Source organism: Fulvivirga sedimenti (genome assembly GCF_020328055.1).
The window spans coordinates 372,149-393,603 of record NZ_JAIXNE010000001.1 but is presented as its reverse complement, the minus strand read 5'-3'; the positions used below and the strand labels follow the sequence as shown (position 1 = coordinate 393,603).

Annotated in this window: 23 protein-coding genes; 10 read left to right on the top strand and 13 right to left on the bottom strand. The window is 44.5% G+C overall.

Annotated features, from left to right (window positions below; genetic code table 11):
• Positions 1-7 precede the first annotated feature (7 nt).
• Positions 8-820, top strand: coding sequence for a sulfite exporter TauE/SafE family protein (locus LDX50_RS01735; protein ID WP_225696678.1), 813 nt, complete (start codon positions 8-10; stop codon positions 818-820).
• Positions 821-886: 66 nt separating this feature from the next.
• Positions 887-2,230: an MBL fold metallo-hydrolase gene (locus LDX50_RS01730; protein ID WP_225696677.1), complete on the top strand. Its 1,344-nt coding sequence runs from the start codon at positions 887-889 to the stop codon at positions 2,228-2,230.
• 53 nt (positions 2,231-2,283) lie between these two features.
• Here the strand turns inward: LDX50_RS01730 and LDX50_RS01725 are convergent, their stop codons facing one another.
• Both LDX50_RS01725 and LDX50_RS01720 read right to left on the bottom strand, forming a co-directional pair.
• The gene (locus LDX50_RS01725; RefSeq protein ID WP_225696676.1) at positions 2,284-2,532 is read right to left on the bottom strand and encodes a hypothetical protein; all 249 of its coding nucleotides are present in this window, start codon (positions 2,530-2,532) and stop codon (positions 2,284-2,286) included.
• Between the two features lie 45 nt (positions 2,533-2,577).
• Positions 2,578-3,039, bottom strand: a complete 462-nt coding sequence (locus tag LDX50_RS01720) for an SRPBCC family protein (protein WP_225696675.1) — start codon at positions 3,037-3,039, stop codon at positions 2,578-2,580.
• A gap of 89 nt (positions 3,040-3,128) precedes the next feature.
• On the opposite strand from LDX50_RS01720, the gene LDX50_RS01715 reads away from it, so the two are divergent.
• On the top strand, positions 3,129-4,622 hold the full coding sequence (locus LDX50_RS01715) for a dihydrolipoyl dehydrogenase family protein (RefSeq protein ID WP_225696674.1): 1,494 nt from the start codon (positions 3,129-3,131) through the stop codon (positions 4,620-4,622).
• Here LDX50_RS01715 and LDX50_RS01710 read toward each other — a convergent pair.
• The 4 genes from LDX50_RS01710 to LDX50_RS01695 all read right to left on the bottom strand — a co-directional run bounded on the left by LDX50_RS01710 (position 4,619) and on the right by LDX50_RS01695 (position 7,100).
• Positions 4,619-5,302 (bottom strand): nitroreductase family protein, encoded by a 684-nt coding sequence (locus tag LDX50_RS01710; RefSeq protein WP_225696673.1) that lies wholly within the window; start codon positions 5,300-5,302, stop codon positions 4,619-4,621. The genes LDX50_RS01715 and LDX50_RS01710 overlap by 4 nt on opposite strands.
• Positions 5,303-5,370: 68 nt before the next feature.
• Entirely contained in the window at positions 5,371-5,964 is a 594-nt protein-coding gene (gene hisIE, locus LDX50_RS01705; protein WP_225696672.1) for a bifunctional phosphoribosyl-AMP cyclohydrolase/phosphoribosyl-ATP diphosphatase HisIE, read from the bottom strand.
• Between the two features lie 26 nt (positions 5,965-5,990).
• A complete protein-coding gene (locus LDX50_RS01700) occupies positions 5,991-6,434 on the bottom strand; it encodes a BLUF domain-containing protein (protein ID WP_225696671.1) in 444 nt (147 codons plus the stop codon).
• A 54-nt stretch (positions 6,435-6,488) separates the two neighbouring features.
• Positions 6,489-7,100, bottom strand: coding sequence for an arylesterase (locus LDX50_RS01695; protein ID WP_225696670.1), 612 nt, complete (start codon positions 7,098-7,100; stop codon positions 6,489-6,491).
• A gap of 121 nt (positions 7,101-7,221) precedes the next feature.
• Between LDX50_RS01695 and LDX50_RS01690 the strand changes: the two genes are divergently transcribed.
• Positions 7,222-7,908 carry an ABC transporter ATP-binding protein gene (locus LDX50_RS01690; protein ID WP_225696669.1) on the top strand — a complete coding sequence of 229 codons (687 nt, stop codon included), beginning with the start codon at positions 7,222-7,224 and terminating at the stop codon, positions 7,906-7,908.
• Between the two features lies 1 nt (position 7,909).
• Positions 7,910-10,462: an ABC transporter permease gene (locus LDX50_RS01685; protein ID WP_225696668.1), complete on the top strand. Its 2,553-nt coding sequence runs from the start codon at positions 7,910-7,912 to the stop codon at positions 10,460-10,462.
• 82 nt (positions 10,463-10,544) lie between these two features.
• On the opposite strand, the gene LDX50_RS01680 is transcribed toward LDX50_RS01685, so the two are convergent.
• Positions 10,545-11,438: a hypothetical protein gene (locus tag LDX50_RS01680; RefSeq protein ID WP_225696667.1), complete on the bottom strand. Its 894-nt coding sequence runs from the start codon at positions 11,436-11,438 to the stop codon at positions 10,545-10,547.
• 196 nt (positions 11,439-11,634) lie between these two features.
• On the opposite strand from LDX50_RS01680, the gene LDX50_RS01675 reads away from it, so the two are divergent.
• A complete protein-coding gene (locus LDX50_RS01675) occupies positions 11,635-12,042 on the top strand; it encodes a response regulator (RefSeq protein ID WP_225696666.1) in 408 nt (135 codons plus the stop codon).
• 64 nt (positions 12,043-12,106) lie between these two features.
• Here the strand turns inward: LDX50_RS01675 and LDX50_RS01670 are convergent, their stop codons facing one another.
• Entirely contained in the window at positions 12,107-12,487 is a 381-nt protein-coding gene (locus tag LDX50_RS01670) for a hypothetical protein (RefSeq protein ID WP_225696665.1), read from the bottom strand.
• A gap of 78 nt (positions 12,488-12,565) precedes the next feature.
• Positions 12,566-13,234 (bottom strand): SIMPL domain-containing protein, encoded by a 669-nt coding sequence (locus tag LDX50_RS01665; RefSeq protein WP_225696664.1) that lies wholly within the window; start codon positions 13,232-13,234, stop codon positions 12,566-12,568.
• A gap of 124 nt (positions 13,235-13,358) precedes the next feature.
• On the opposite strand from LDX50_RS01665, the gene LDX50_RS01660 reads away from it, so the two are divergent.
• Genes LDX50_RS01660 through LDX50_RS01645 form a run of 4 tightly spaced genes read left to right on the top strand, consistent with a single transcriptional unit; the run spans position 13,359 to position 17,009 of the window.
• Positions 13,359-14,036 carry a TetR/AcrR family transcriptional regulator gene (locus LDX50_RS01660; protein WP_225696663.1) on the top strand — a complete coding sequence of 226 codons (678 nt, stop codon included), beginning with the start codon at positions 13,359-13,361 and terminating at the stop codon, positions 14,034-14,036.
• The gene (locus LDX50_RS01655; RefSeq protein ID WP_225696662.1) at positions 14,036-15,346 is read left to right on the top strand and encodes an ABC1 kinase family protein; all 1,311 of its coding nucleotides are present in this window, start codon (positions 14,036-14,038) and stop codon (positions 15,344-15,346) included. Before LDX50_RS01660 ends, LDX50_RS01655 begins: the two co-directional genes overlap by 1 nt.
• Positions 15,343-16,371 (top strand): tetratricopeptide repeat protein, encoded by a 1,029-nt coding sequence (locus LDX50_RS01650; protein WP_225696661.1) that lies wholly within the window; start codon positions 15,343-15,345, stop codon positions 16,369-16,371. The genes LDX50_RS01655 and LDX50_RS01650 overlap by 4 nt, the downstream gene beginning before the upstream one ends.
• Positions 16,362-17,009 carry an NUDIX hydrolase gene (locus LDX50_RS01645; protein ID WP_225696660.1) on the top strand — a complete coding sequence of 216 codons (648 nt, stop codon included), beginning with the start codon at positions 16,362-16,364 and terminating at the stop codon, positions 17,007-17,009. Before LDX50_RS01650 ends, LDX50_RS01645 begins: the two co-directional genes overlap by 10 nt.
• On the opposite strand, the gene pgl is transcribed toward LDX50_RS01645, so the two are convergent.
• From pgl to LDX50_RS01625, 4 genes are read right to left on the bottom strand one after another with little or no spacing between them, the layout of a single operon-like run.
• Positions 17,010-17,741 (bottom strand): 6-phosphogluconolactonase, encoded by a 732-nt coding sequence (gene pgl / locus LDX50_RS01640; RefSeq protein ID WP_225696659.1) that lies wholly within the window; start codon positions 17,739-17,741, stop codon positions 17,010-17,012.
• 1 nt (position 17,742) lies between these two features.
• On the bottom strand, positions 17,743-19,260 hold the full coding sequence (gene zwf / locus LDX50_RS01635) for a glucose-6-phosphate dehydrogenase (RefSeq protein ID WP_225696658.1): 1,518 nt from the start codon (positions 19,258-19,260) through the stop codon (positions 17,743-17,745).
• A 12-nt stretch (positions 19,261-19,272) separates the two neighbouring features.
• Positions 19,273-20,667 carry an NADP-dependent phosphogluconate dehydrogenase gene (gndA, locus tag LDX50_RS01630; protein ID WP_225696657.1) on the bottom strand — a complete coding sequence of 465 codons (1,395 nt, stop codon included), beginning with the start codon at positions 20,665-20,667 and terminating at the stop codon, positions 19,273-19,275.
• A gap of 5 nt (positions 20,668-20,672) precedes the next feature.
• The gene (locus LDX50_RS01625) at positions 20,673-21,443 is read right to left on the bottom strand and encodes an ROK family protein (protein ID WP_225696656.1); all 771 of its coding nucleotides are present in this window, start codon (positions 21,441-21,443) and stop codon (positions 20,673-20,675) included.
• Positions 21,444-21,455 lie beyond the last annotated feature (12 nt).

The window sequence follows — 21,455 nt, the reverse complement described above, 5'->3', positions numbered from 1 at the left end:
AAAGAAAATGACATTAATAGAAATAATTGGATATCTCGGGGCTGCAATCATTGGCTTAAGCCTGGGTCTTATCGGAGGTGGAGGATCCATCTTAACCGTACCGGTACTGGTATATCTCCTTAGTGTGGAACCTGTCCTGGCTACAGCATATTCGTTGTTTATTGTTGGATTATCTTCATTGATCGGAGGGATAAATTATGCGCGTAAAGGGTTGGTGGATTTCAAAACAGGGATTGTTTTCACGATCCCCGCATTCATAGCGGTTTATTCCACACGCATGTGGATCGTACCGGCACTGCCGGATAACTGGTTCAACCTGGGAAATCTGGCTGTGACCAAGGATGTAGGTATACTGTTGCTGTTTGCGCTCCTTATGATCTTTGCGAGTTATTCGATGATCAAGGACAAGAAAAAGCCGGCCGAAAATGAGGATGAAAACCAGAAGCCCAAGTTTAATTATCCCATGATCCTGATCGAAGGTGCGGTCGTAGGAGTATTAACCGGGCTTGTCGGCGCTGGCGGCGGTTTCCTGATTATACCGGCATTGGTATTGTTTGCCAAACTGCCAATGAAAATGGCAGTCGGAACCTCATTGCTCATTATTGCAGCCAAGTCACTGATTGGATTTATTGGTGATATTCAGGCCGACCAGCCTATCGACTGGACCTTCCTGATGATTTTTTCTTCAATATCAATTGTAGGTATATTTGCAGGTTCATACTTATCAACCTTTATCGACGGGAATAAACTGAAAAAGGGATTTGGATGGTTTGTATTGGTAATGGGCTCATTCATGATTGTAAAAGAGTTGTTTTTATAGTGTAACAAAGGTTACAAACTGTCTTCACAGGGAAACGTATCATTGAACAGAACATAATATTTAGAAATGAAAATAGAACAGATATATGATAAATCACTCGCTCATGGCTCATATGCCATTGAAAGCGATGGAAAAGTGGCATTAGTGGATCCGGGACGGGATATAACCCCATATGTTGATTTTGCTAATGCAAATAATGCAAAAATTGTCGCTGTATTTGAAACGCATCCACATGCGGATTTCGCCAGCAGCCACATTGAGTTTAAAGAAAAGTACGGAGCCGTCATTTATGTGAATCCGAAGGTAGGTGTATCCTATGAGTTTACCCCGATGGTACATAACGACGAGGTGAAAATCGGCAAGGTCGTGTTCAAGGCATTGTTCACCCCAGGACACTCTCCCGATCATAACAGTTACCTGGTGCTGGATGAAAATGGAAACGAGAAAGCAGTATTTACGGGCGACAGTCTTTTTGTAGGTGATGTTGGACGGCCAGATTTGAGAGAAGGTGTTGGTAATATTCAGGTGAGCAAGAAGGAACTTGCGGGAATGATGTACAGAACGATTCACGATGTATTTGCTGAATTGGAAGATGATGTCCTGGTTTACCCGGCTCATGGTGCAGGCTCATTATGTGGAAAAAACATGAGTGATGATCTTTTTAGCACGATCGGACGGGAAAAGGAAAGTAACTGGGCATTTCAGCTGAAGGATGAGCCAACGTTCATCGAGTCGTACCTTGAAGGACAGTCTTTCATTCCGAAATATTTCCCGTATGATGTTGACCTGAACCGCAAGGGTGCCGAACCAATGGAAGCAGCGGTGGAACGTGTTCCACGTTTGAACAGTACGGATCAGATGGAAAAAAATGTAATCATCATTGATACCCGCGAACAGGAGGCATTTAAGAAATCCCATGTCGCTGGTTCGTTAAATGTGATGAGCAAGGATGGGGATAAGTTTGAAACATGGCTGGGTGCAATTGTGGATCCCGGGGAGGCATTTTACCTGGTTGCTGCCGATAAAGAGTCTTTAGAGCGTGATATACGCAGGTCAGCAAAAATCGGATATGAGAATCATATCAAAGGTGCGGTTGTTTTCGATCATGGAAACGCGTCAACGGATAAGCTCAACCTTGAAGATTTTTCAGCTCACCCTGAGAAGTATACAATTATCGATATACGGAACCGCACTGAAGTGGAAGGCGGAAAGATTTTCGAAGGTGCGGTTAATATTCCGCTGCCGGAACTGCGTGAACGTTCTTCTGAAGTTCCACAGGGCAAGCCTGTAGTGGTACATTGTGCCGGTGGCTACAGATCTGCGGCGGGTTCCAGCATTTTGGAAAAGAACGTGAAAGGATTAAAGATCTATGATCTTAGTGAAGCGGTGAAAACGTTTCAGGAAGCTTAGTTTTTTGGTGTTTTGGTTATGAAGAGCGGGGGGTTAAGCTTCCCGCTCTTTTTTTATTGCTTTTCCAGCATTTTTTTAATGTCCCTGATATTTCCATACACTACCATTACTTCCCCTGAATTAAGGACTGTTTCAGAGTTGGCGACGCCTGCATCATGTTGCATATGATGATTCATCCAGAGGACACTTTCACTTCCGGTATCCGTAAACGTGGTTAACAGCAGTAGGTTATAATCTCTATCAAACCAAATTGTTGAAACGTTTTGCATCGAGCCATACACGAATACGTGCTTCCTCAACATGTAGCCGACCTGAATATTTATGACGGTATTTGGTTTACATGTTTTTTAGACAGGATCGTCATCTGAATCAGGTTTGCGGGATTCCAGGACCGTTTTTAGTCTTGAAAGATCTTCATCCTGCCTTTTAAGAAATGTCTTTTTTAAGAAGGGCGCGAGAACCTTGAAACTAAAAGCCTTAAGGGTAACCTGGTTAGACATTTTAACATTGGTAATATCCTGGTGAGGCGTGAGGGTTGTGGTGATTGCGTAGCTCATCACCGGATGATCCAGCACGACGGAAATGGATTCAGGCGGTTCGGTTTTGAGAACCTCCTCGGTAAACGTAAATTTTTTACCATTCTCAATGTATACATGCTGGGCGGTGGATCCTTCAACCCCCGGACTGCCGGAAATCTGTACAGTTGATTCGTATCCCTTTTGCCACAGGGCAAAATATGCCGGATTATTTATGAAGTCCCATATTTGGGAAGCAGGTTTGTTAATGACAATCTCTGAGATGAGTTTCATTACAGAAATATACAAAAAATCGATTGCTCATACATGCATTATGAAGGTTTACATGTTAATGCTTATTTTAGGCACAAATGAACACGTCTATGGAGCACTTCGAGTTGGTTGTTATCGGTGCAGGCCCGGCAGGCTATGCCGCCACTATGCGGGCTATGGATTTCAAAAAACGTACGTTACTGATTGAAAAGAATAAGGTAGGAGGAGCCGGTGTGATCAATGGTGCATTATCATCAAAAACGTGGTGGGAGATTTCCCGGGAGGTTCGCCAGTTCAACGGGAACCTGTCAAGATACAGCATCCAGCGGCCGGAAATAAATTTTAAGGAAATTCAGAGTGAGGTTAAGAAAGCAACCCAGGAACGGCAATGGCTGTTACAGGATCACCTGGAGCTGCTTCGCACCTCGGAGACATACAAGGATTTACTGGCTTTTCGAACCGGTTCAGCACGTCTTTTAAGTAAGCATGAAGTTGAAATCACCCAGGATGGGGTAACAGAGGTGGTATATGCAGATAATATCATTCTCGCCACCGGAAGTCGTCCCAGAATTCTGGATGATATCGAAGTTGATGAAACCGTGATCATGACCAGTAACGGCATTGAAAACATGGATCATTTTCCGGAGAGTCTGGTAATCGTAGGTGCCGGTGTTGTTGGTTGTGAATACGCTACCATATTTTCAGGCTTCGGCAAGACAAAAGTATATCTGATAGAAAAAGGAGAACATATTCTGCCATTTGAGGATAACGATGTGGTGAATGTGATCGAAAAGAATCTACTGAAGGCAGGGGTGATCATCCATCGGGGGGCAAAACTGGTGAGACTTGAAAAGAAAGATGAGTGGGTGGAATACGAACTTGAGCTGGTGGATGGTGTGCGCGAAATCCATCACGTCGAAAAAGCGCTCATTTCTGTGGGCAGGGTGCCGAATATTGACGGGTTGTGGAATGAAAACCTGGATATTCAATTCAATGGGCGGGGGATCGACAATGATGACAGTCAGACCGGTGAGGATAATATCTTCGCTGTAGGCGATCTTACCCAGGACATTGCTCTTGTAAACGTGGGTGAACTGGAGGGAAGGCATGCCGTTGAGAAGATATTCGGTACGCCAGGGCAGTTGATCTATGAGAATATATCGACAATCATGTTTTTGCACCCGGAAGTTGCTGGTGTAGGCATGAACGAGCTTAGGGCACAGGCGCGTGGATTGAACTATCGCGTTGTTACCCTTGATTACAGCGTTATTCCCAGGGCCATGGCAAAAAGGAATACCGAAGGATTTATAAAATTACTTGTAACCGATGACTCTGAAATGAAAGTTTTGGGAATGCGTGTCGTGGGAATCCATGCCTCGAGTGCGATACAGGCAGTTGCATTGCTTATCAGCATGGACAGGGGCATTGAGGAACTGGCTGAATGTGTGCACCCGCACCCAAGCATCACCGAGGGTATTCAGGAATGTGTACGTATGTTGCTGGGCAAATCCACCCTGAAGCCGGATGCCATCAGTTCAAAGCTGAGTTGTCGCCGTTTTGTTAACGGACAATATGAAAACTTCCTGTTTGATAACGGGTATTAGTACAATTTGGCAATCTCGTCAAATGACTTTCGGCTGATTTTGGGAACAAATGTATCTTTTTCGGCATAGCCTACAGGAATTAACAGGAAAGGCCTTTCATTTTCCGGACGGTTTAAAATTTTTGTAAGAAAATTCATCGGGCTGGGGGTGTGCGTCAGTGATACAAGACCGGCATTATGTATTGCTGCAAGCAGAAAACCACACGCCAGTCCAACCGACTCATTAACATAGTAGTTGTTTTTCTTTGCGCCGTCTTCACCCTTCTCGTACACATGTTTAAATACGATAATGAGGTAGGGCGCTTTTTCAAGGAACGGTTTATTCCAGTCGGTCTGCAATGGTTTAAGGTCGGCCAGCCATTCTTCACTCATCCGGTGCTGATAACTTTCATACTCTTCTTTTTCAGCTGCCTCGCGAATTGACTTTTTAACGGCAGGGTCACGAACGATACAAAATGTCCAGGGCTGTTTATTGGCTCCCGAAGGAGCGGAGGATGCTGTTTTTACAAGATTCTCTATTACTTGATAGGGTACGGGCCGGTCAGATATGTCGCGAACCGATCGTCTGGTTTGCATTTGCCGGAAAAACTCTTCGCTTTGCCGGGTTGTTTCAGTTTCGGTGAACTCAATACCCTGATACCTGATAAAGGGGTACCCGTTAATTGTTTTTTCTTCCTGCATGACCTTTTTATTTACAAATCTAACCGACCGAAATTAAGGCAGGTGTAGGGGAGGTGACAATTCCTTTTTTATTTATGGCGATTTCTGAGTACTTCCAGCACATCCTCCAGCTGATATCCCTTGGCCTGCAGCAAAACCAGGTAATGAAACATGAGATCGGCTGCTTCATTGAGAAAAAGATCCTTATTGTCATCTTTAGACTCAATAACCAGTTCAACGGCCTCTTCGCCAACTTTCTGTGCTATTTTATTGATGCCGCGGCGAAAAAGATCGCTGGTATAAGACGAATCTTTCGGGTTCTCTTTTCTTTCGCGGATAATTTCCTCAAGGAATGTAAGATCAGTTCCTGTATTCCGGTCTTCAAAACAGGTAAGCGCACCAGTATGACATACCGGGCCAACAGGAATTCCCTGGATGAGAATCGTATCTGCATCACAATCCAGCTGAACCTGCTTTACATGAATGAAATTTCCGGATGTTTCACCCTTCGTCCAAAGAGTGTTTCGGCTTCTGCTGTAAAAGGTGACTCTTTCTTCCTGCAGCGTTTTTTTCCATGCCGCCTCATTCATAAATCCTACCATCAGGATATTGCGTGTGAAATAATCCTGAATTACAGCGGGTATAAGTCCTTTACTAAAATCCGGTTGGTTTGAGATTTCCATAGGCCCACAAAAGTATAAAAAGATTGTTAACGGCCTATAAGATCCATGGTCTTAAAGTACTTGTTGTAAAATAACTTCAGAAAGATGAGTGTTACATGGCTGTCTTCATCCACTTCATGGGCCAGGAAATAGTCCTCAATGTTATTGAACCCCGCCAGGCTTTCAAAATCCCGGCCGGACATTGATTTGAAGCCCATGTTCCAGTCGGGGAAATTTCGCTTCGAGGATTTACCTTCTATGATCTTGCTGATTTTCTTGTGTCGTTTATCAGTCACAATCCGATCATACAACCCATTGATCACATCCCGTTCTCCTTCAAGAACCTGAATGAACTTTCCATCGATATACATAAGCATACCGGTAACCCCGAGCAATTCATTATTCTTCCTGCAGGTATCCAGCAGCAATTCAAGTTCTGCGTCGGTAAGTGGAGTTACAGCGTAACTTACATACATAAGGTAGTGGAACATGCTTGTTTCGCTAAGTAGAAGGAAAATATAGCAGGATTTTTTAGAATTTCCTACTTAAAGTGTTTCGTCCAGCGCCTTCAGTACATTGCTTGCCACGATCTGATGTCCCTTTGGGTTGGGATGTATGCCATCCGGAAGATTGAGGGATTTGTCGCCGGCTACACCCTCAAGCAGGAAAGGAATGAGGACGGCGTTATTATTTTTTGCCAGTTCAGGGAATATTTTTCGGAATCCACTGGCATAATCTTCACCGAGATTTGGAGGTACCTGCATACCCGCGATCACGATTTGTACATCGGGATTTTTGGCCCGGGTCTTATCGATGATAGACTGAAGGTTTTGACGGGTCTGCTCCAGGGGCAAGCCGCGTAAACCATCGTTGGCTCCCAGCTCAAGTACCAGAATATCAATCTTCTGTCTTAATATCCAATCGATTCGACTATTTCCGCCGGCAGAGGTTTCTCCGCTGAGACCCGCGTTGATCACTTCATAATTACCCCCGCGTTGTTGAAGTTGCTTTTCGACGAGTGCTGGAAATGCCTGTTCTTCGGATAAGCCATAACCTGCTGTAAGACTGTCGCCAAAAAATAAAATTCTGACAGGATCCTCCTGTTGAAAAGGAAGAGCCAGCCATAAAACCAGGAATAATTGTTTCAAGTAGATCATATGAGTTGTTTAACAAATTTTAAACCAAAATTTCCCCGTTCACAAAAAAAATAAAACTATTGTATATGTTATACGCTTATTTATAAGGTTTGTTAGATTTATGTTGTAACATACGATCCCTATGGCTGAAATCCTTTCGTTAGAAAATGTATCCAAAAAATTCAAATCGGGAATTCGGGAACTGACTGTTCTGGATAATATATCATTCACTGTAAATGAAGGGGATAGTATGTCCATTGTGGGTCCGTCGGGCAGTGGTAAAACAACCTTACTTGGTCTTTGCGCAGGATTGGATGTGCCTTCATCGGGTCATGTGGTGCTGGCAGGAATCCGGCTGGATGCCCTGAATGAAGACGACAGGGCCTATATGAGAAATCAGCATGTCGGTTTTATATTCCAGAACTTCCAGTTGCTTCCTACATTGACGGCACTGGAAAATGTACGGATTCCCCTGGAGCTCAGGGGAGAACGCGGAGGGAAACAGCTTGCCCTGGATCTACTGGCTAAAGTTGGATTGGGTGACCGGAGTGATCACTATCCATCGCAGCTTTCAGGGGGCGAACAGCAACGTGTGGCCATCGCCAGGGCGTTCATCACCAAACCCAAGATTTTATTTGCCGATGAGCCTACCGGTAACCTGGATGAAGAAACTGCGCAGACGGTTACAGATCTGTTGTTTCAGCTCAACAGAGAATCCGGGACAACACTTGTGCTGGTCACCCACAACATGGAACTGGCGCATTTCACCGACAGAATCCTTGAATTGCGTGGAGGAAAGCTGCATGCAGATCGTCTTACTGTAAGCTGAAATGGATTATATCATTCGAATTAAGAAGGAGAAAAAGTCGCTGTGGAAGGATTCCTGGGCATGGAAAATGGCATGGAGGGATGCCAGGCATAATTTCGGCCGGCTGCTCCTCTTTATCACTTCGGTGATTATCGGGATTGCAGCATTGGTATCCATCAATTCCTTCAATGAAAATCTTCAGCAAAATATTAATGATCAGGCCAAGGAATTGCTTGGTGCCGACTACGAAGTGAGCGCCTCTGAGCCATTAAACCAGGAGGTTAGTGCTTATCTGGATTCGATCGGTGAAGAACAGTCGGAAGAAATCACGATGGCATCCATGGCACGTTTCATGACGTCCACACCCGGAACCCGGCTGGTAAGACTCGTGGCCATGTCGGGTGATTTTCCATTTTATGGTAAGCTTGAGACCCTTCCGGCGGGTGCAATGGAAAAAGTGAAGTCAGGGAAATTTGTAATAATGGATAGGAATCTGGCGACTCAATATGATGTTAGCTCCGAAGACTCCATTGCAATAGGGAATGTGGTGTTTAAAATGGCTGGAGAGGTCATTCAGATTCCTAACGGGGGAGGATTGCAATCTACTTTTACCCCATCTGTTTATTTCTCCATGGATTGGCTCGATTCCACCGGTCTGGTGCAGTTCGGGAGCCGTGTAACCTACAAGAAATATGTGAAAGCCGGAGATGTGGTGGTTACTCGTGAGCAACTGCGTGCTAAGGTGAGAAAATTTGGGTACTCATATGAAACCGTTGAGAGCAGGAGGGAAGACCTGGGAGAGGGGTTCACCAACCTGTATCGTTTTTTCAATTTACTCGCTTTTGTTGCCCTCATTCTGGGTGGTATAGGCGTAGCGAGCTCGGTATCAATTTACATGAAGGAGAAGCGCGAGTCAGTGGCAGTACTTCGCTGTCTCGGTGCCAGCGGATGGCAAACCTTCCATATTTTCATGATTCAGGCTGTCGTGCTTGGGTTGATCGGCAGTATCATTGGTGTGCTGTTTGGTGTATTCATTCAATACGTACTTCCACTGTTACTACAGGATTTCATTCCACTCGAACTGAAAATTGGGATCGCATGGAATGCGGTGCTGGAAGGACTGCTGCTCGGACTGGGGATTTCATTGCTATTTTCGATGCTGCCTTTACTGGATGTCCGCTTTATACCACCACTGTCAGTTTTACGCACATCCTTCGAGCCGGTCAGGAGGTTTTCAAAAAGCCGGTGGCTGGTGATTATCCTGGTGCTGCTGTTTCCGTTATTGTTTGCTTCCTATCAAACTCAAAGCCTGATGCTCGGGGTTAGCTTTTTTGCTGGCTTGCTGGTCGCCTTTGTTGTGCTTTATCTGATGGCCAGGCTCATTGTCTGGCTGGCAAAAAAAGTTTTTCCTGACAATGGACCATTTATTCTTAAGCAAAGTCTGGCAAATTTATTCCGGCCCAATAACCAGACGTTCATTCTGATGGTTGTGATCGGATTGGGCGTATTCCTGATCACAACGCTGAATATTATACAGAACAGCCTGCTGAATCAGGTTGAATTTGTGGGTCGGGAAAATCAGTCGAATACGATCTTATTTGACATTCAACGAGATCAGGTTGAGGGTGTAGTAGAACTCACAAAGGATAATGAGCTTGATATAATTCAGCTTGTACCGATCGTTACCTGCCGATTGAAAGAGGTGAAGGGAAAAACGATAAAAGAAATTCAGGCAGACACTACAGATGGTATTTCGAACTGGGCGGTTACCCGGGAATACCGCGTGACTTATCGCGACAGTCTTACCCGCTCAGAAAAACTGTTAGATGGACAGTTGCAACATGTTGCTGATGATTCGGTTTTTGTAACAATTTCTGAAGGGATGCAGGATAACCTGGAAGTTGGAATTGGTGATTCGCTGGTTTTTGATGTCCAGGGAGTGCCGTTTAAGGTTTATATATCGGGAATCCGTGAAGTGGACTGGCCTGAGGATCCCCCGAATTTTATTTTTGTCTTTCCCACATCCATACTGGAGGAAGCACCACAGATTTTTGTGCTCACTACACGAATTGATGATGAAGTTGTAGCCAATAAATATCAGCGTGAGCTGGTTACTGCCTATCCCAATGTTTCACTGATTGATATTCGGTTAATCCTGTCGACGATCGATGATTTTTTCAGTAAGGTTTCATTTGTGATACAGTTTATGGCACTGTTCAGTATTGCTACCGGTCTTATTGTACTCGCTGGTGCGGTAGTAAACAGTAAATTCACACGGTTGAAAGAAAATGCATTACTGCGGACAATCGGAGCATCCGGAAAACAAATTACGGGAATGACGCTACTGGAGTATGTTTATCTGGGTGTTTTGGCCGGTGTCACGGGTATGCTGCTCTCACTTGTGGCAGGGTTTCTCCTTGCAAAATTCTTTTTTGAGATTGTCTTTTCTCCGGATATTCCGGGATTATTCTATATCCTGATCGGTGTGGTTTCACTTACCGTAATAGTAGGCTGGTGGAATACACGAGAAGTGATTCGAAATAGTCCGCTCGCCGTTTTGCGCCGTGAGACCTAGCCCGGAAACAGCAGAAAAAGTATGAGCAGTGTAAGAAGAATTACCAGCACGGCGAGAACGTCTTTGTGAATCCGGGGCTTTTTCATTCCAGTTCTTCATACAATATCATCCTGGCATTTACTATTTCCTTTCTCATTTTAATGAATGTTGAGTCTGCCATGACAAGGTCAACACGCCTGTTTCTGAGATTTTCCTCTACATTCAGCTGGTCAAATTGAGAATCGACTATCCGTAAATGCTCGAGTAGATTGGACCCCAGACTGGACTGACTGCCCTGTTCGAGCAAGAGCATGGCATCCTCAAGGTAAGGTTCCTGTTCAAGCAGGGTGCGGATCAATGGCAGCAAAATAATGGAGCGGCTGTCTTCTGCGAGGATGTCATTCGGATAAGAGTTAATGAGTGATGTTGTGATAAACAGATTTTCTGTTACACTGGCGACAGCGAAAAGGGTGGACAGGTCATTTTTACTTCCATTTTGCAAGGATTTTGTAGTACGGAAATAAATTTGATCAAGAAGGAATTGCAGTGAGTCCCGCCTGTTAATACTTGCGCTGAAGGCAGAATTGAGTAAATCCTGTTCATCTTTGGATATCTGGCACATATTTCCGGACAGGATGTTGAGTCTTTCAAAATATGGCTTCTCAAGGTCCCCCTGATCAAAAGCAATAAAATAACTCACATCGGAAAGTAAAATTCCGGATAAAATGGCGCGAAGTGTATCTCTTTCAGGGCGGGGATAATTACCAATACCCAGAAATGTCCAGTCGAAATCTGTTCCGCTTGCTTCCAGCTTGGAGGAAATGACATTCGGATGCGGTAATCGACCAAAGATCAATTCAATAGTTTCCCGGTCTTTGTTGAGGGATTCTGTCTCCGGCTTTTCCCTTTCTGAAGTGGATACATCGCATCCTGAGAACAACGAAAATGCAGTTATTATAAGTAAACCAATGACACCTGATTGATATATTCTACCCATAGTTCAAGTTTATATAATTTTTATTACTTACAAAATGCTGAAATTGTATGATACTTCTGATGCAACCGATTGCACAGCAACTTTATTTTTCTTAATTTCCGTCAGACGTTAATTAGTTGTAGATACAGCATTTCGTGCTGCCAGTTGGTTTTTTTAATTAGATCATTTTTTAATCTTGGCTTGCTAAACTTATTTCATGAACACATGTGCTGAGTGCGTAATGTTGGTTGATGATAGTGAAATTGACATTTTCATCAATCGAAAGATACTGGAGTTCAATCATTTCTCCAGGGATATTGTTTCAACGACATCCCCCAGGGAGGCGTTGGATATGCTCAGTGATAGCGAAATTTCCAAGATTCCGGAAGTGATTTTCCTGGATCTTAATATGCCCGTAATTGATGGATTCAGATTCCTTTATGAATTCTCAGAACTTCCGGAACAAATCAGAAAGTATATTTCCATTGTTGTACTTACGAGTTCAGATAATGATCTCGATAAGGAACTTGCCAATCAAAGTTCATCGGTGATCAAGTTTATTTCAAAGCCGCTGACAGATGAAAAAGTCCTTGCCATCCGGGATATGATCATTCGGGCTAGCTGATTTCAACCTGTGTCATAAAAAAAAGCCGCTTGTGCGGCTTCTTATTTATGAATTGAATGGCGGGTTAGATTTTAACCAGGTCTGCTTTTATGTTATAGCGATTTACAATTTCCTGCGTAAAACGCATAGATCCGTGAGGAACGAAAATCTTAAACACCCCGTTCTTCAGATCGGCAAGTGTTGAAAGTAATTTCCATTTATTCACGAGCTTGTTGGGCTCATCCACCTTTCTCGATATTTCAAAGTATGCCTTATTACCGTTCTTGGACAAGGCAGTGGCGTCAGGTATGAAAATATCCTCGTTTGACTGTCCTACCAGTCTCGCAGGCTTTTCCATTTCAGGAAAGTCGGCACGAATAGATTCAAATCCACTTTTTTCGAGTTTTTCCAACACCCTGTTCAATACAGTATCATACTTTTCATCATTTCGAAATTCTTTCAGCATATCATTTTTTTTTAATTGGACGTACTGAGTATAGTACGGAAAAAATTGTACAAAAACAAGAAATATTGAATATTAAATTTATTTGATTTCAAAGACAGCCCGAATATTAGATTTTATTGATATGGTTTTGTACTCAATATTCGACTGATAGGTTTCACTGTCTGACATTGCCATTTTAACCATCGGGCGATCTTCATCATAGCTCAAATCCTGTATTTCCAGAACCTGACCCAGATCTTCATCTAAGGCAGAAAGAAGGCTTGCGGCCTTGGCTTTGGCATTTTTCAGCGCTGCAATTCGCGTCTGTGCTCTGTATTCTGCGATCCTGGTGCTTGTGGCACTGGCAATGTTCACGCGAACGACGGCCCTTTCATCCAGTTCTTCCAGGAAATTATTGATGAGTTTAATATCCTTCAGGGAAAGCAAAAATGACTTTTCTGCCATGAAGTCGCCCGTTGTTTTCTTTTTGTAATCCCAGTTGAATCCGCTGATATTCTCCACGCGCAGTGCACTGTCCGGCAGATTTTCTTTTTTGAGCGCTTTGAGCAGATCCTTTTCTATGTCATTCATAGTAACCTTTTTGTTTCTGTCCATATACTCGCGAAAAACCATTCTGAATTCAAACAAATCAGGTTCAATTTCCATGGTGGCAGAACCATTTACTTCAATCTTTCGGAGACTGGCATCCTGTGCGGAGCTTAACGTTGTTGCGGTGAGAGCCAGCATTAAAAGCATAATATTTTTCATAATCTTTTTTATTTACAGGATGCGTACAATTTTAAAATTCCATATTAAATGAGATTTTTTATTTTTTAATTAATCAAATATCTGCTTTTGCTGTTTAATAGATAGTGCACTAAATAAAAATATCATGGCGCAAGCAAAGACAGCAAAATCACGATCAAAAAAGACCGAGACATCAAATCGGGAAAAAATAATTTCGGCCTATAAGGAAAAAGTTTTACTTGAGGGTCACGCTCCTCATACAGTTTTTCAGTTCATGCATGCTCTGAAAATGAAGGAGAGTGATTTTTATACGTACTTCGGAAGTTTTAAAGCCCTTGATCGGGCAATTTGGTCGGATTATTTCAGGATTACAGTTGATACACTCCGCCAGGATGAGGCTTACATGACGTTCAGTTCCCGGGAGAAGCTATTATCCTTCTACTTTACCCTCATGGAGGTTCTGAAGAATGACAGATCTTTTGTGATGAGTACGCTGGAACTGCCATCAAAAAGTGAAATTACGCCTTCTGTTTTACGTGGTTTCCGGGAGGAGTTTCTGGATTTTGTTCAGGAGATCATTAATGAAGGGCGCGAGACAGAAGAAATTAAGGACCGCCGTTATTTATCTGATCGGTACAAGGATGGTATCTGGGTGCAAACCATGTTCATTCTTCATTTCTGGATGAATGATGAAAGCGAGGGATTTGTAAAAACGGATGCGGCTATTGAGAAGGCAGTAAACTTATCCTATGAGCTGATGGGCGCAGGCCCGCTTGATAAGCTCTTCGACTTTGCGAAATTTCTTTATCAGAACAGACCTTAATGAAAGAGCAATACAGAATACCTGTTAGCAAAGTGCAGAGAGCCTCGAAGTTCGTACAAACAGGTGCGAAGATTGGCGGAAATTACCTGAAGCACTACGGAAGAAAAATCCTGAATCCTGATATATCCAGAGAATCGCTGGATGAGGAGAATGCAGGCGATATCTATGAATCCCTTAGTGAACTGAAAGGGAGTGCATTGAAGGTTGCACAAATGCTCAGTATGGATAAGAACGCATTGCCAATGGCATATCAGGATAAATTCGCCATGTCGCAATACAGTGCCCCGCCATTGTCTTATCCCCTCGTTGTAAAAACATTTAAAGATCAGTTGGGTCGTTCACCCGAAGACATCTTTGACACTTTCAGCCGAAAAGCAGTGAATGCTGCATCAATCGGACAGGTGCACAAGGCTTCCCTGGACGGCAAAGAACTCGCCGTTAAGATTCAGTATCCAGGCGTGGCAGACAGCATAAGTTCTGATCTCCGTATAGTGAGACCTATTGCTTCTGCAATGTTCAAGATCAAGTCGGCCGAGCTGGATCAATACCTTGGTGAAGTGGAGGCGAAGTTGATTGAGGAGACCGACTATGACCTGGAGTTAAGGCGCTCAATGGAGATTACCGACCTGTGCCGCCACCTGGAGGGCATCGCTTTCCCGAATTACTTTCCTGAATTATCCTCAAAGCGGATCCTCGTGATGGATTGGATGGATGGATTGCATATGAAGGAATGGTTAAAAAACAATCCGGATCAGGAGGAAAGAAACCGGATTGGTCAGGTGCTTTGGGATTTCTATGATTATCAGATACATGAATTGAAGCAGCTTCATGCAGATCCGCATCCTGGAAATTTTCTGATTACGCCGGATAATTTACTGGGGGTACTTGATTTTGGATGTGTAAAAATAATTCCTGAAGATTTTTATAATTCATATTTCAAATTAATGGGACCGGAAGTCCTGGATAATTCCTATGATCTGGAGGGGTTATTTGATGAACTTGGTTTCCTTTCGCCAGAAGACTCGGTGAGCGAACGTAAATTTTTCATGAAGCTTTTTCGTGAAATGATTGAATTACTGGGCAGGCCTTTTCGCCATGATTCATTTGATTTCGGGGATGATACCTACTTCCAGCAGATTTATCAGGTTGGTGAGCGCATGTCGCGGATGAAGGAAGTGCGTAATTCCAAGACCGCGCGTGGCAACAAGCACGGCTTATATATCAACCGAACCTATTTTGGTCTGTACAATTTATTGAATGAGTTGAAGGCTACGGTGAATATCCATAGCTTTGCCCGTAACAAGGCATGAGAAATAAATACGTAGTTTACCTTATTTTGCTCCTGGGATTGTCCTCGTGTGGCAACGATCGGGATACGCAGAAGCAACGATTCCTGATCAGGGGTAATGAAGCGTTGTCCCAGCAGAATTACAGGGAGGCTACGCGCTTCTATAATGAGGCACTGAAGATCGACAGCTGCTACTCACCGGCATGGAATAACCTGGGTGTTACGCGCTTTGAACAGAAGCAATATGGCAAAGCGCTGGAAGCCTATGATGCTGCGCTGGCGTGTAACCCTGAAGACGTGGAGGCCATTCTTAACCGAACGAATGCGTACTACGAAACGAATCAGCTCTACCGTGCTGAAGATGATATTGCATACCTGATCCGGAATATGCCGGATTCGTCGGAGCTTCATTTCAGACTCGGACTGGTTCATGCAAAGATGCATAAGTTTGAAGCAGCCATCAATGATTTTTCTACAGCCATCCAGCTTGATGCGCTCAACATGGACGCTTTTGTGAACAGGGGAACAGTATATTACTACATGAACCGGTTGGGTGATGCCCGTAAGGACCTGAACAGGGCGCGCAATTCCGGGGAGCAAATCGGGAATACCTATAATGCACTTGCGCTTATTGCAGCAGAGGATGATTCACTCGATCTGGCACTTCAATATATTCAAACAGCCCTATCCGCAGAACCCATGCAACCCTATTTTTTAAATAACCGGGGCTACATTCATCTGTTACGGGGAGAGACGGATCTCTCAAGGGCAGATATCGATCAAAGTATCACACTGGATCCCGACAATGCCTGGGCCTACCGGAACAAGGCCCGGTGGTATCATTCAAATGGCAATTACGAGGAAGCCATCAGGCTTTACCTGCAGGCATTGAAGAAAGATACATTCATACAGAAAATACACATTTTTCTGGGTGACAGTTACCATGCAAACGGACAGCAGCAGGAGGCCTGCCGGGTTTGGAAACAAGCCCTTGAAATGGGGGAAGCCGGGGCGGAGCAACGACTGGAGGAAAATAAATGCAGGTAAGTGATATGCTGGAAGAAATTGTAAAGCGTATTCAGAGCCGGTTAGGTGGGTCTTTACCCGGAATCGAAGCGCACAGAAAGGCTATGCCGGCAGACCGCGATCCGGGCCCGCGGTACCAGTTTGATAAACTTCCCAATCCGCGTGAAAGCGGAGTTCTTATTCTCCTGTATCCCGAGTTGTCTGAAATTCATTTCCCGCTTATGCTGCGTCAGGATTACGGCGGAGTTCACTCCGGACAGGTGAGTCTGCCCGGGGGCCGAAAGGAGGATTTTGATGCATCCCTTATTCAAACGGCTCTTCGGGAGACCGAGGAGGAGATTGGTGTTCCGGCGGGTGAAATTGAAGTAATAGGTGAGCTTAGCAAACTATATATTCCACCAAGCAATTACCTTGTATATCCTGTAATCGGATATGTGAGGCAAAAACCGGTTTTTCGTGAGGACCCGCGTGAGGTTCGTGAATTATTTACGGTTTCCCTGGATCAGCTGATGGATGAAAATTATTTAAAAGTCACTGATATTCCGGTAAGAAATCAGGTTTTTGAAAATATTCCTTATTTCCACTTCAATGATCAGGTCGTTTGGGGTGCAACCGCCATGATCCTTTCTGAATTTGCTCAAATTCTTAAGGAAGTCTGATTATCCAAGGGTCCCAAGCCGGCCTGCAGCGGCTTCATCAATAAACCAGTGCAGATTCCCTGATTTCGGGCGGATCATTTGGGCAGGATAATTATCTGTATTTTCCGCATCTTCCAGTACGTGCCAGACGGCTTCACTTTTATTTACTCCGAAAGTCAGAAATGCCACGTTTTGAGCATTATTAATCAGTTTTTTGGTAAAAGTTATCCTGTAAATCTTTTTATCCGGTAAAAACACTTCGCTCACCAGATCCTGATCATTTGACAATACCGTTGTGAATGGAAAGAGTGAAGCAGTATGGGCGTCATCACCCAATCCGAGCATTACCAGGTCGAAAGCCGGGTTGTCATTTCCAAAATAGTTCGTGATGTCATTTTCATATGCGGATGCAGCTGCTTCGGGGGTAAGTGATGTGTCTACCGGAAATATGTGCTCTGAAGGAATTTTCATTTTTTCCAGCATGGCTAGTTTAGCCATCCGGTAGTTGCTGTCATCATGATCAAGGGGAACATAACGCTCATCTCCAAAAAAGAAATAACTCTGTTCCCAGGGGAAGGAGGCGGCTCTTTCTCCAGATGAGAGGAGTTCAAACAGCTTTTTGGGAGAGGATCCTCCCGACAGGGCCCAGGTAAAGCTGCCATTTTGTGAAACACATTCATTTGCCAGCTTTATGATAAAGTCTGCGATCGATGATATTACCTCAGTGTCGGTTTTGCTGATGTGTAGCTCCATACTATTTTTTTATTTTATCCACCGGCAACGTGAACCAGTGGAATCCATCCCTGGCAATGAGTGCTTCGGCAATCTCCGGCCCCCATGAATCCGCCGAGTAATTCGGGAAATTCAGACTTTGCTTTGATTCCCAGGCGTTCAATACCGGCATAAGCAATTCCCAGGCGGCCTCTACCTGGTCACCACGCATAAATAATGTTTGGTCACCAACCATGGTGTCCAGCAAAAGTGTTTCGTAGGCTTCCGGGGTATCGGTGTCATAGGTTCCCTTGTAGTCGAATACCATATCCACGGGGTTGATGGTCATATCCAGGCCGGGACGTTTTGCCTGAACCTGCAGTCGTATACTCATTTCAGGCTGAATACTCATTACCAGCCTGTTTTGCTGCCAGTTTTCATTGGATGCATTCGGAAAAACATAATGCGGCACGTCCTTGAATTGGATAGTCACCAGTGAAGCACTCTGATGCATGCGCTTTCCGGTTCTCACATAAAAGGGGACACCCTGCCACCTCCAGTTATCAATGAAGAATTTCAGAGCGGCAAATGTCTCAGTATTGGATTCAGGGTTGACGCCATCTTCCTGCCGGTAGCCGGGTACTTCATCGCCTTCGATCCAGCCCGGACCGTATTGGCCGCGTACCACCATATGGCTCAGATCTTCCGCATGGAATCTTCGCATGGCATGAAGCACATCAACTTTTCTGTTGCGAACCTCATCCGCATCGAATGTGACCGGTGGTTCCATTGCCACAAGGCACAATAACTGGAGCAGGTGATTCTGAACCATATCCCGAAGCGCGCCGGCTTCGTCATAATATCCGCCACGTCCACCGACGCCAAGCTGTTCACTAACCGAGATTTGAACATGGTCTATGTAGTTCCGGTTCCAGACGGGTTCCATAATGGCATTTGCAAAGCGGAACGTCATGATATTCTGAACAGTTTCCTTCCCCAGGTAATGATCAATGCGATAGATCTGCGATTCATCGAACATACCACAAAGCAGCTTATTCAGTTCACGTGCAGATTCAAGATCATGTCCGAAAGGTTTTTCGATCACGATGCGGCTATGGGCTACATCAGTCGCGAGCTTTTGGGCAGCGATATTTTCCGCGATGGTTGTGAAGAATCGGGGTGCGACCGCCAGGTAGAAGATGACATTCACGTCACCCTTCCATTCCTTCTTGAATGCCCGTATGCGTTTTCCGAGATCCTTGTATGTACTTACGTTTTTGATATCAGCCGACTGGAAGTAGAGGTGTTTTGAGAAATTATTCCATACCTCGTTGTCAACTTTTCCACGCCTGGAAAACTGGTCAACACCTTCTTTGAGCGTTTCGCGAAAATCATCGTCCGACAGTTTACTTCTGCCATTACCAATAACCGCGAATTCCTTGGGCATCCATTTATCGATGTACAAGTTGTACAAAGCGGGAACAAGTTTGCGCCATGCAAGATCTCCTGTACCACCGAAAATGATAAAAACGGTGGGTTTATCTTTCAATGTGAATTTCATAATTGTATTTTCTTACCAGTCGGTATGGAATTTTCCTTCTCTGTCAGTTCTTTCGTAGGTATGGGCACCGAAATAGTCCCGCTGTGCCTGTATCAGATTCGAAGGCATATTACCTTTTCTGAGCATATCATAATAGGTCAGGCTGGCAGAGAGGGCAGGAGTGGCAATACCTGCAGAGGTAGTTGCCACAAGTACTTTTCTGAAGCCTTTTTCAGCCGATAACAGCTGCAGACGTATCTTCTCATCAAGCAACAGGTGCTGCATGTTGGGATCTGAAGAGAACGCATTATAGATGTCATGCAGTAGTTCTGCACGGATAATGCAACCACCCCTCCATATTTTTGCTATGGAAGCAAGGTTCAGATCATACCCGTATTCCTCGCTTGCCTGCGAAAGCATATGCAGCCCTTGGGCATAACTGATGATATAGGAGAAGTAAAGTGCATTTTCAAGATCCTGGATGCTGATGATATCATCCGATGCCACAGGATTCCTGTACTCCTTTTCAAGTGCTTTACGAAGGGTCTTGTATTTCGACATATCTCGCATTGCAACGGCCATATCGATCGTGGGTACCGGAACCTGCAGGTCCATTGCCAGCTGACTGGTCCATTTACCCGTTCCTTTGGATCTTGCCTGATCGCTGATCATATCAACGAGCATATTATCGGTGAGGTCGTCTTCTTTCAGGAAGATATCCGCGGTGATCTCGACAAGAAATGACTTAAGCCGGCCCTCATCCCATGATTTGAATGCTTCATGTATTTCCTGGTTATTCAAGCCCATATGGCTGCGCATAATGCCGTAAATCTCCGAGATCAGTTGCATGATGCCATATTCAATGCCATTGTGGACCATTTTTACAAAATGTCCACAGGCGCCCGGGCCCAGGTAAGTCACACACGGCTCATCGTCTACATGGGCAGCGACAGATTCAAATATTGTTCTTACTACCTCATATGCATTTTTATCACCTCCGGGCATCATGCTGGGACCTTTACGGGCCCCTTCTTCGCCACCTGAAATGCCAATTCCGAAGAAATGTATTCCCTTGTCCCGGAGCATGGTAAATCTGCGGTCTGTATCGGCAAAGTATGAATTCCCTCCATCGATAATCAGGTCGCCTTCGTCCAGTAATGGCAGAAGATCTTCGATAACATTATCCACAATCTTACCGGCTGGAACAAGCATCATGATCGCACGGGGTTTGTTCAGGCTGTTTACAAAGGATGTGAGCTCACTAAATCCCTTTATTCCTGTGGAAGAACCTTCTTTTTCCAGTAATGCCACTTTATCAGCATCCCTGTCGTGCCCCGTTACATTATAGCCATGGTCCGCAATATTTAATAATAAATTCCGGCCCATGGTTCCAAGGCCGATCATCCCGAAATCATATGTTGTATTCATTTGGTTCAGTTGGTAGTTTTCCCGATTATTTCGGGGTGAACAGTTCTTATACACAAGTCATCTTCCTCGAGCTTCCAAACCCCAACACCTCCGCGAATTCCCTCACGATTTGAGACAATCCGGATATTGTTGTCCAGCTCAAAGCTTAATTTGTCGGAATTACCTCCACCAATGAATAGCGTATCATAATTGAAGATAATCTGCATGATTTTCAGAATCCTTTTCATACGCTTGTTCCATTTCTTCGGACCGATTTCCTTGAAAGCGGCTTTGCCAACGTAGTGGTCATAATCCTGCTTCCCCTTGATTGGATGATGGGAAAGCTCAAGATGCGGCATCAGATGTCCGTCCATATAAAAAGCAGTACCAAATCCTGTCCCAAGTGTGATCATTAGCTCAAGACCTTCACCTCTGATGACCCCCAGGCCAAGCAGATCTGCATCATTCAGCAAACGAACCGGTTTCTGAAGTCGGTTTGCGATCTCCTGGGCAAGTGGAAAATCTTCCCAGTCCTCTGTATCGAGGTTTGGGGCGGTTTTCACATGACCCTTTTTCACAAATCCAGGAAAACCTACAGAAACTCTTTCAAAATGAGGGAATCCTTCAATCACTTCTTCAATGGCACTCAATACATTTTCAGGGTGACTATGGTCAGGAGTACTTACCCTGTTCCGGGGAACCAGCATTTCTCCGGAAGAATCCAGAACGGTCGCCTTGATGCCTGATCCTCCAATGTCGATAGTCAGAGTATTTTTTCCTGAAGTTTCTGATGTCATATCCGCAGATTT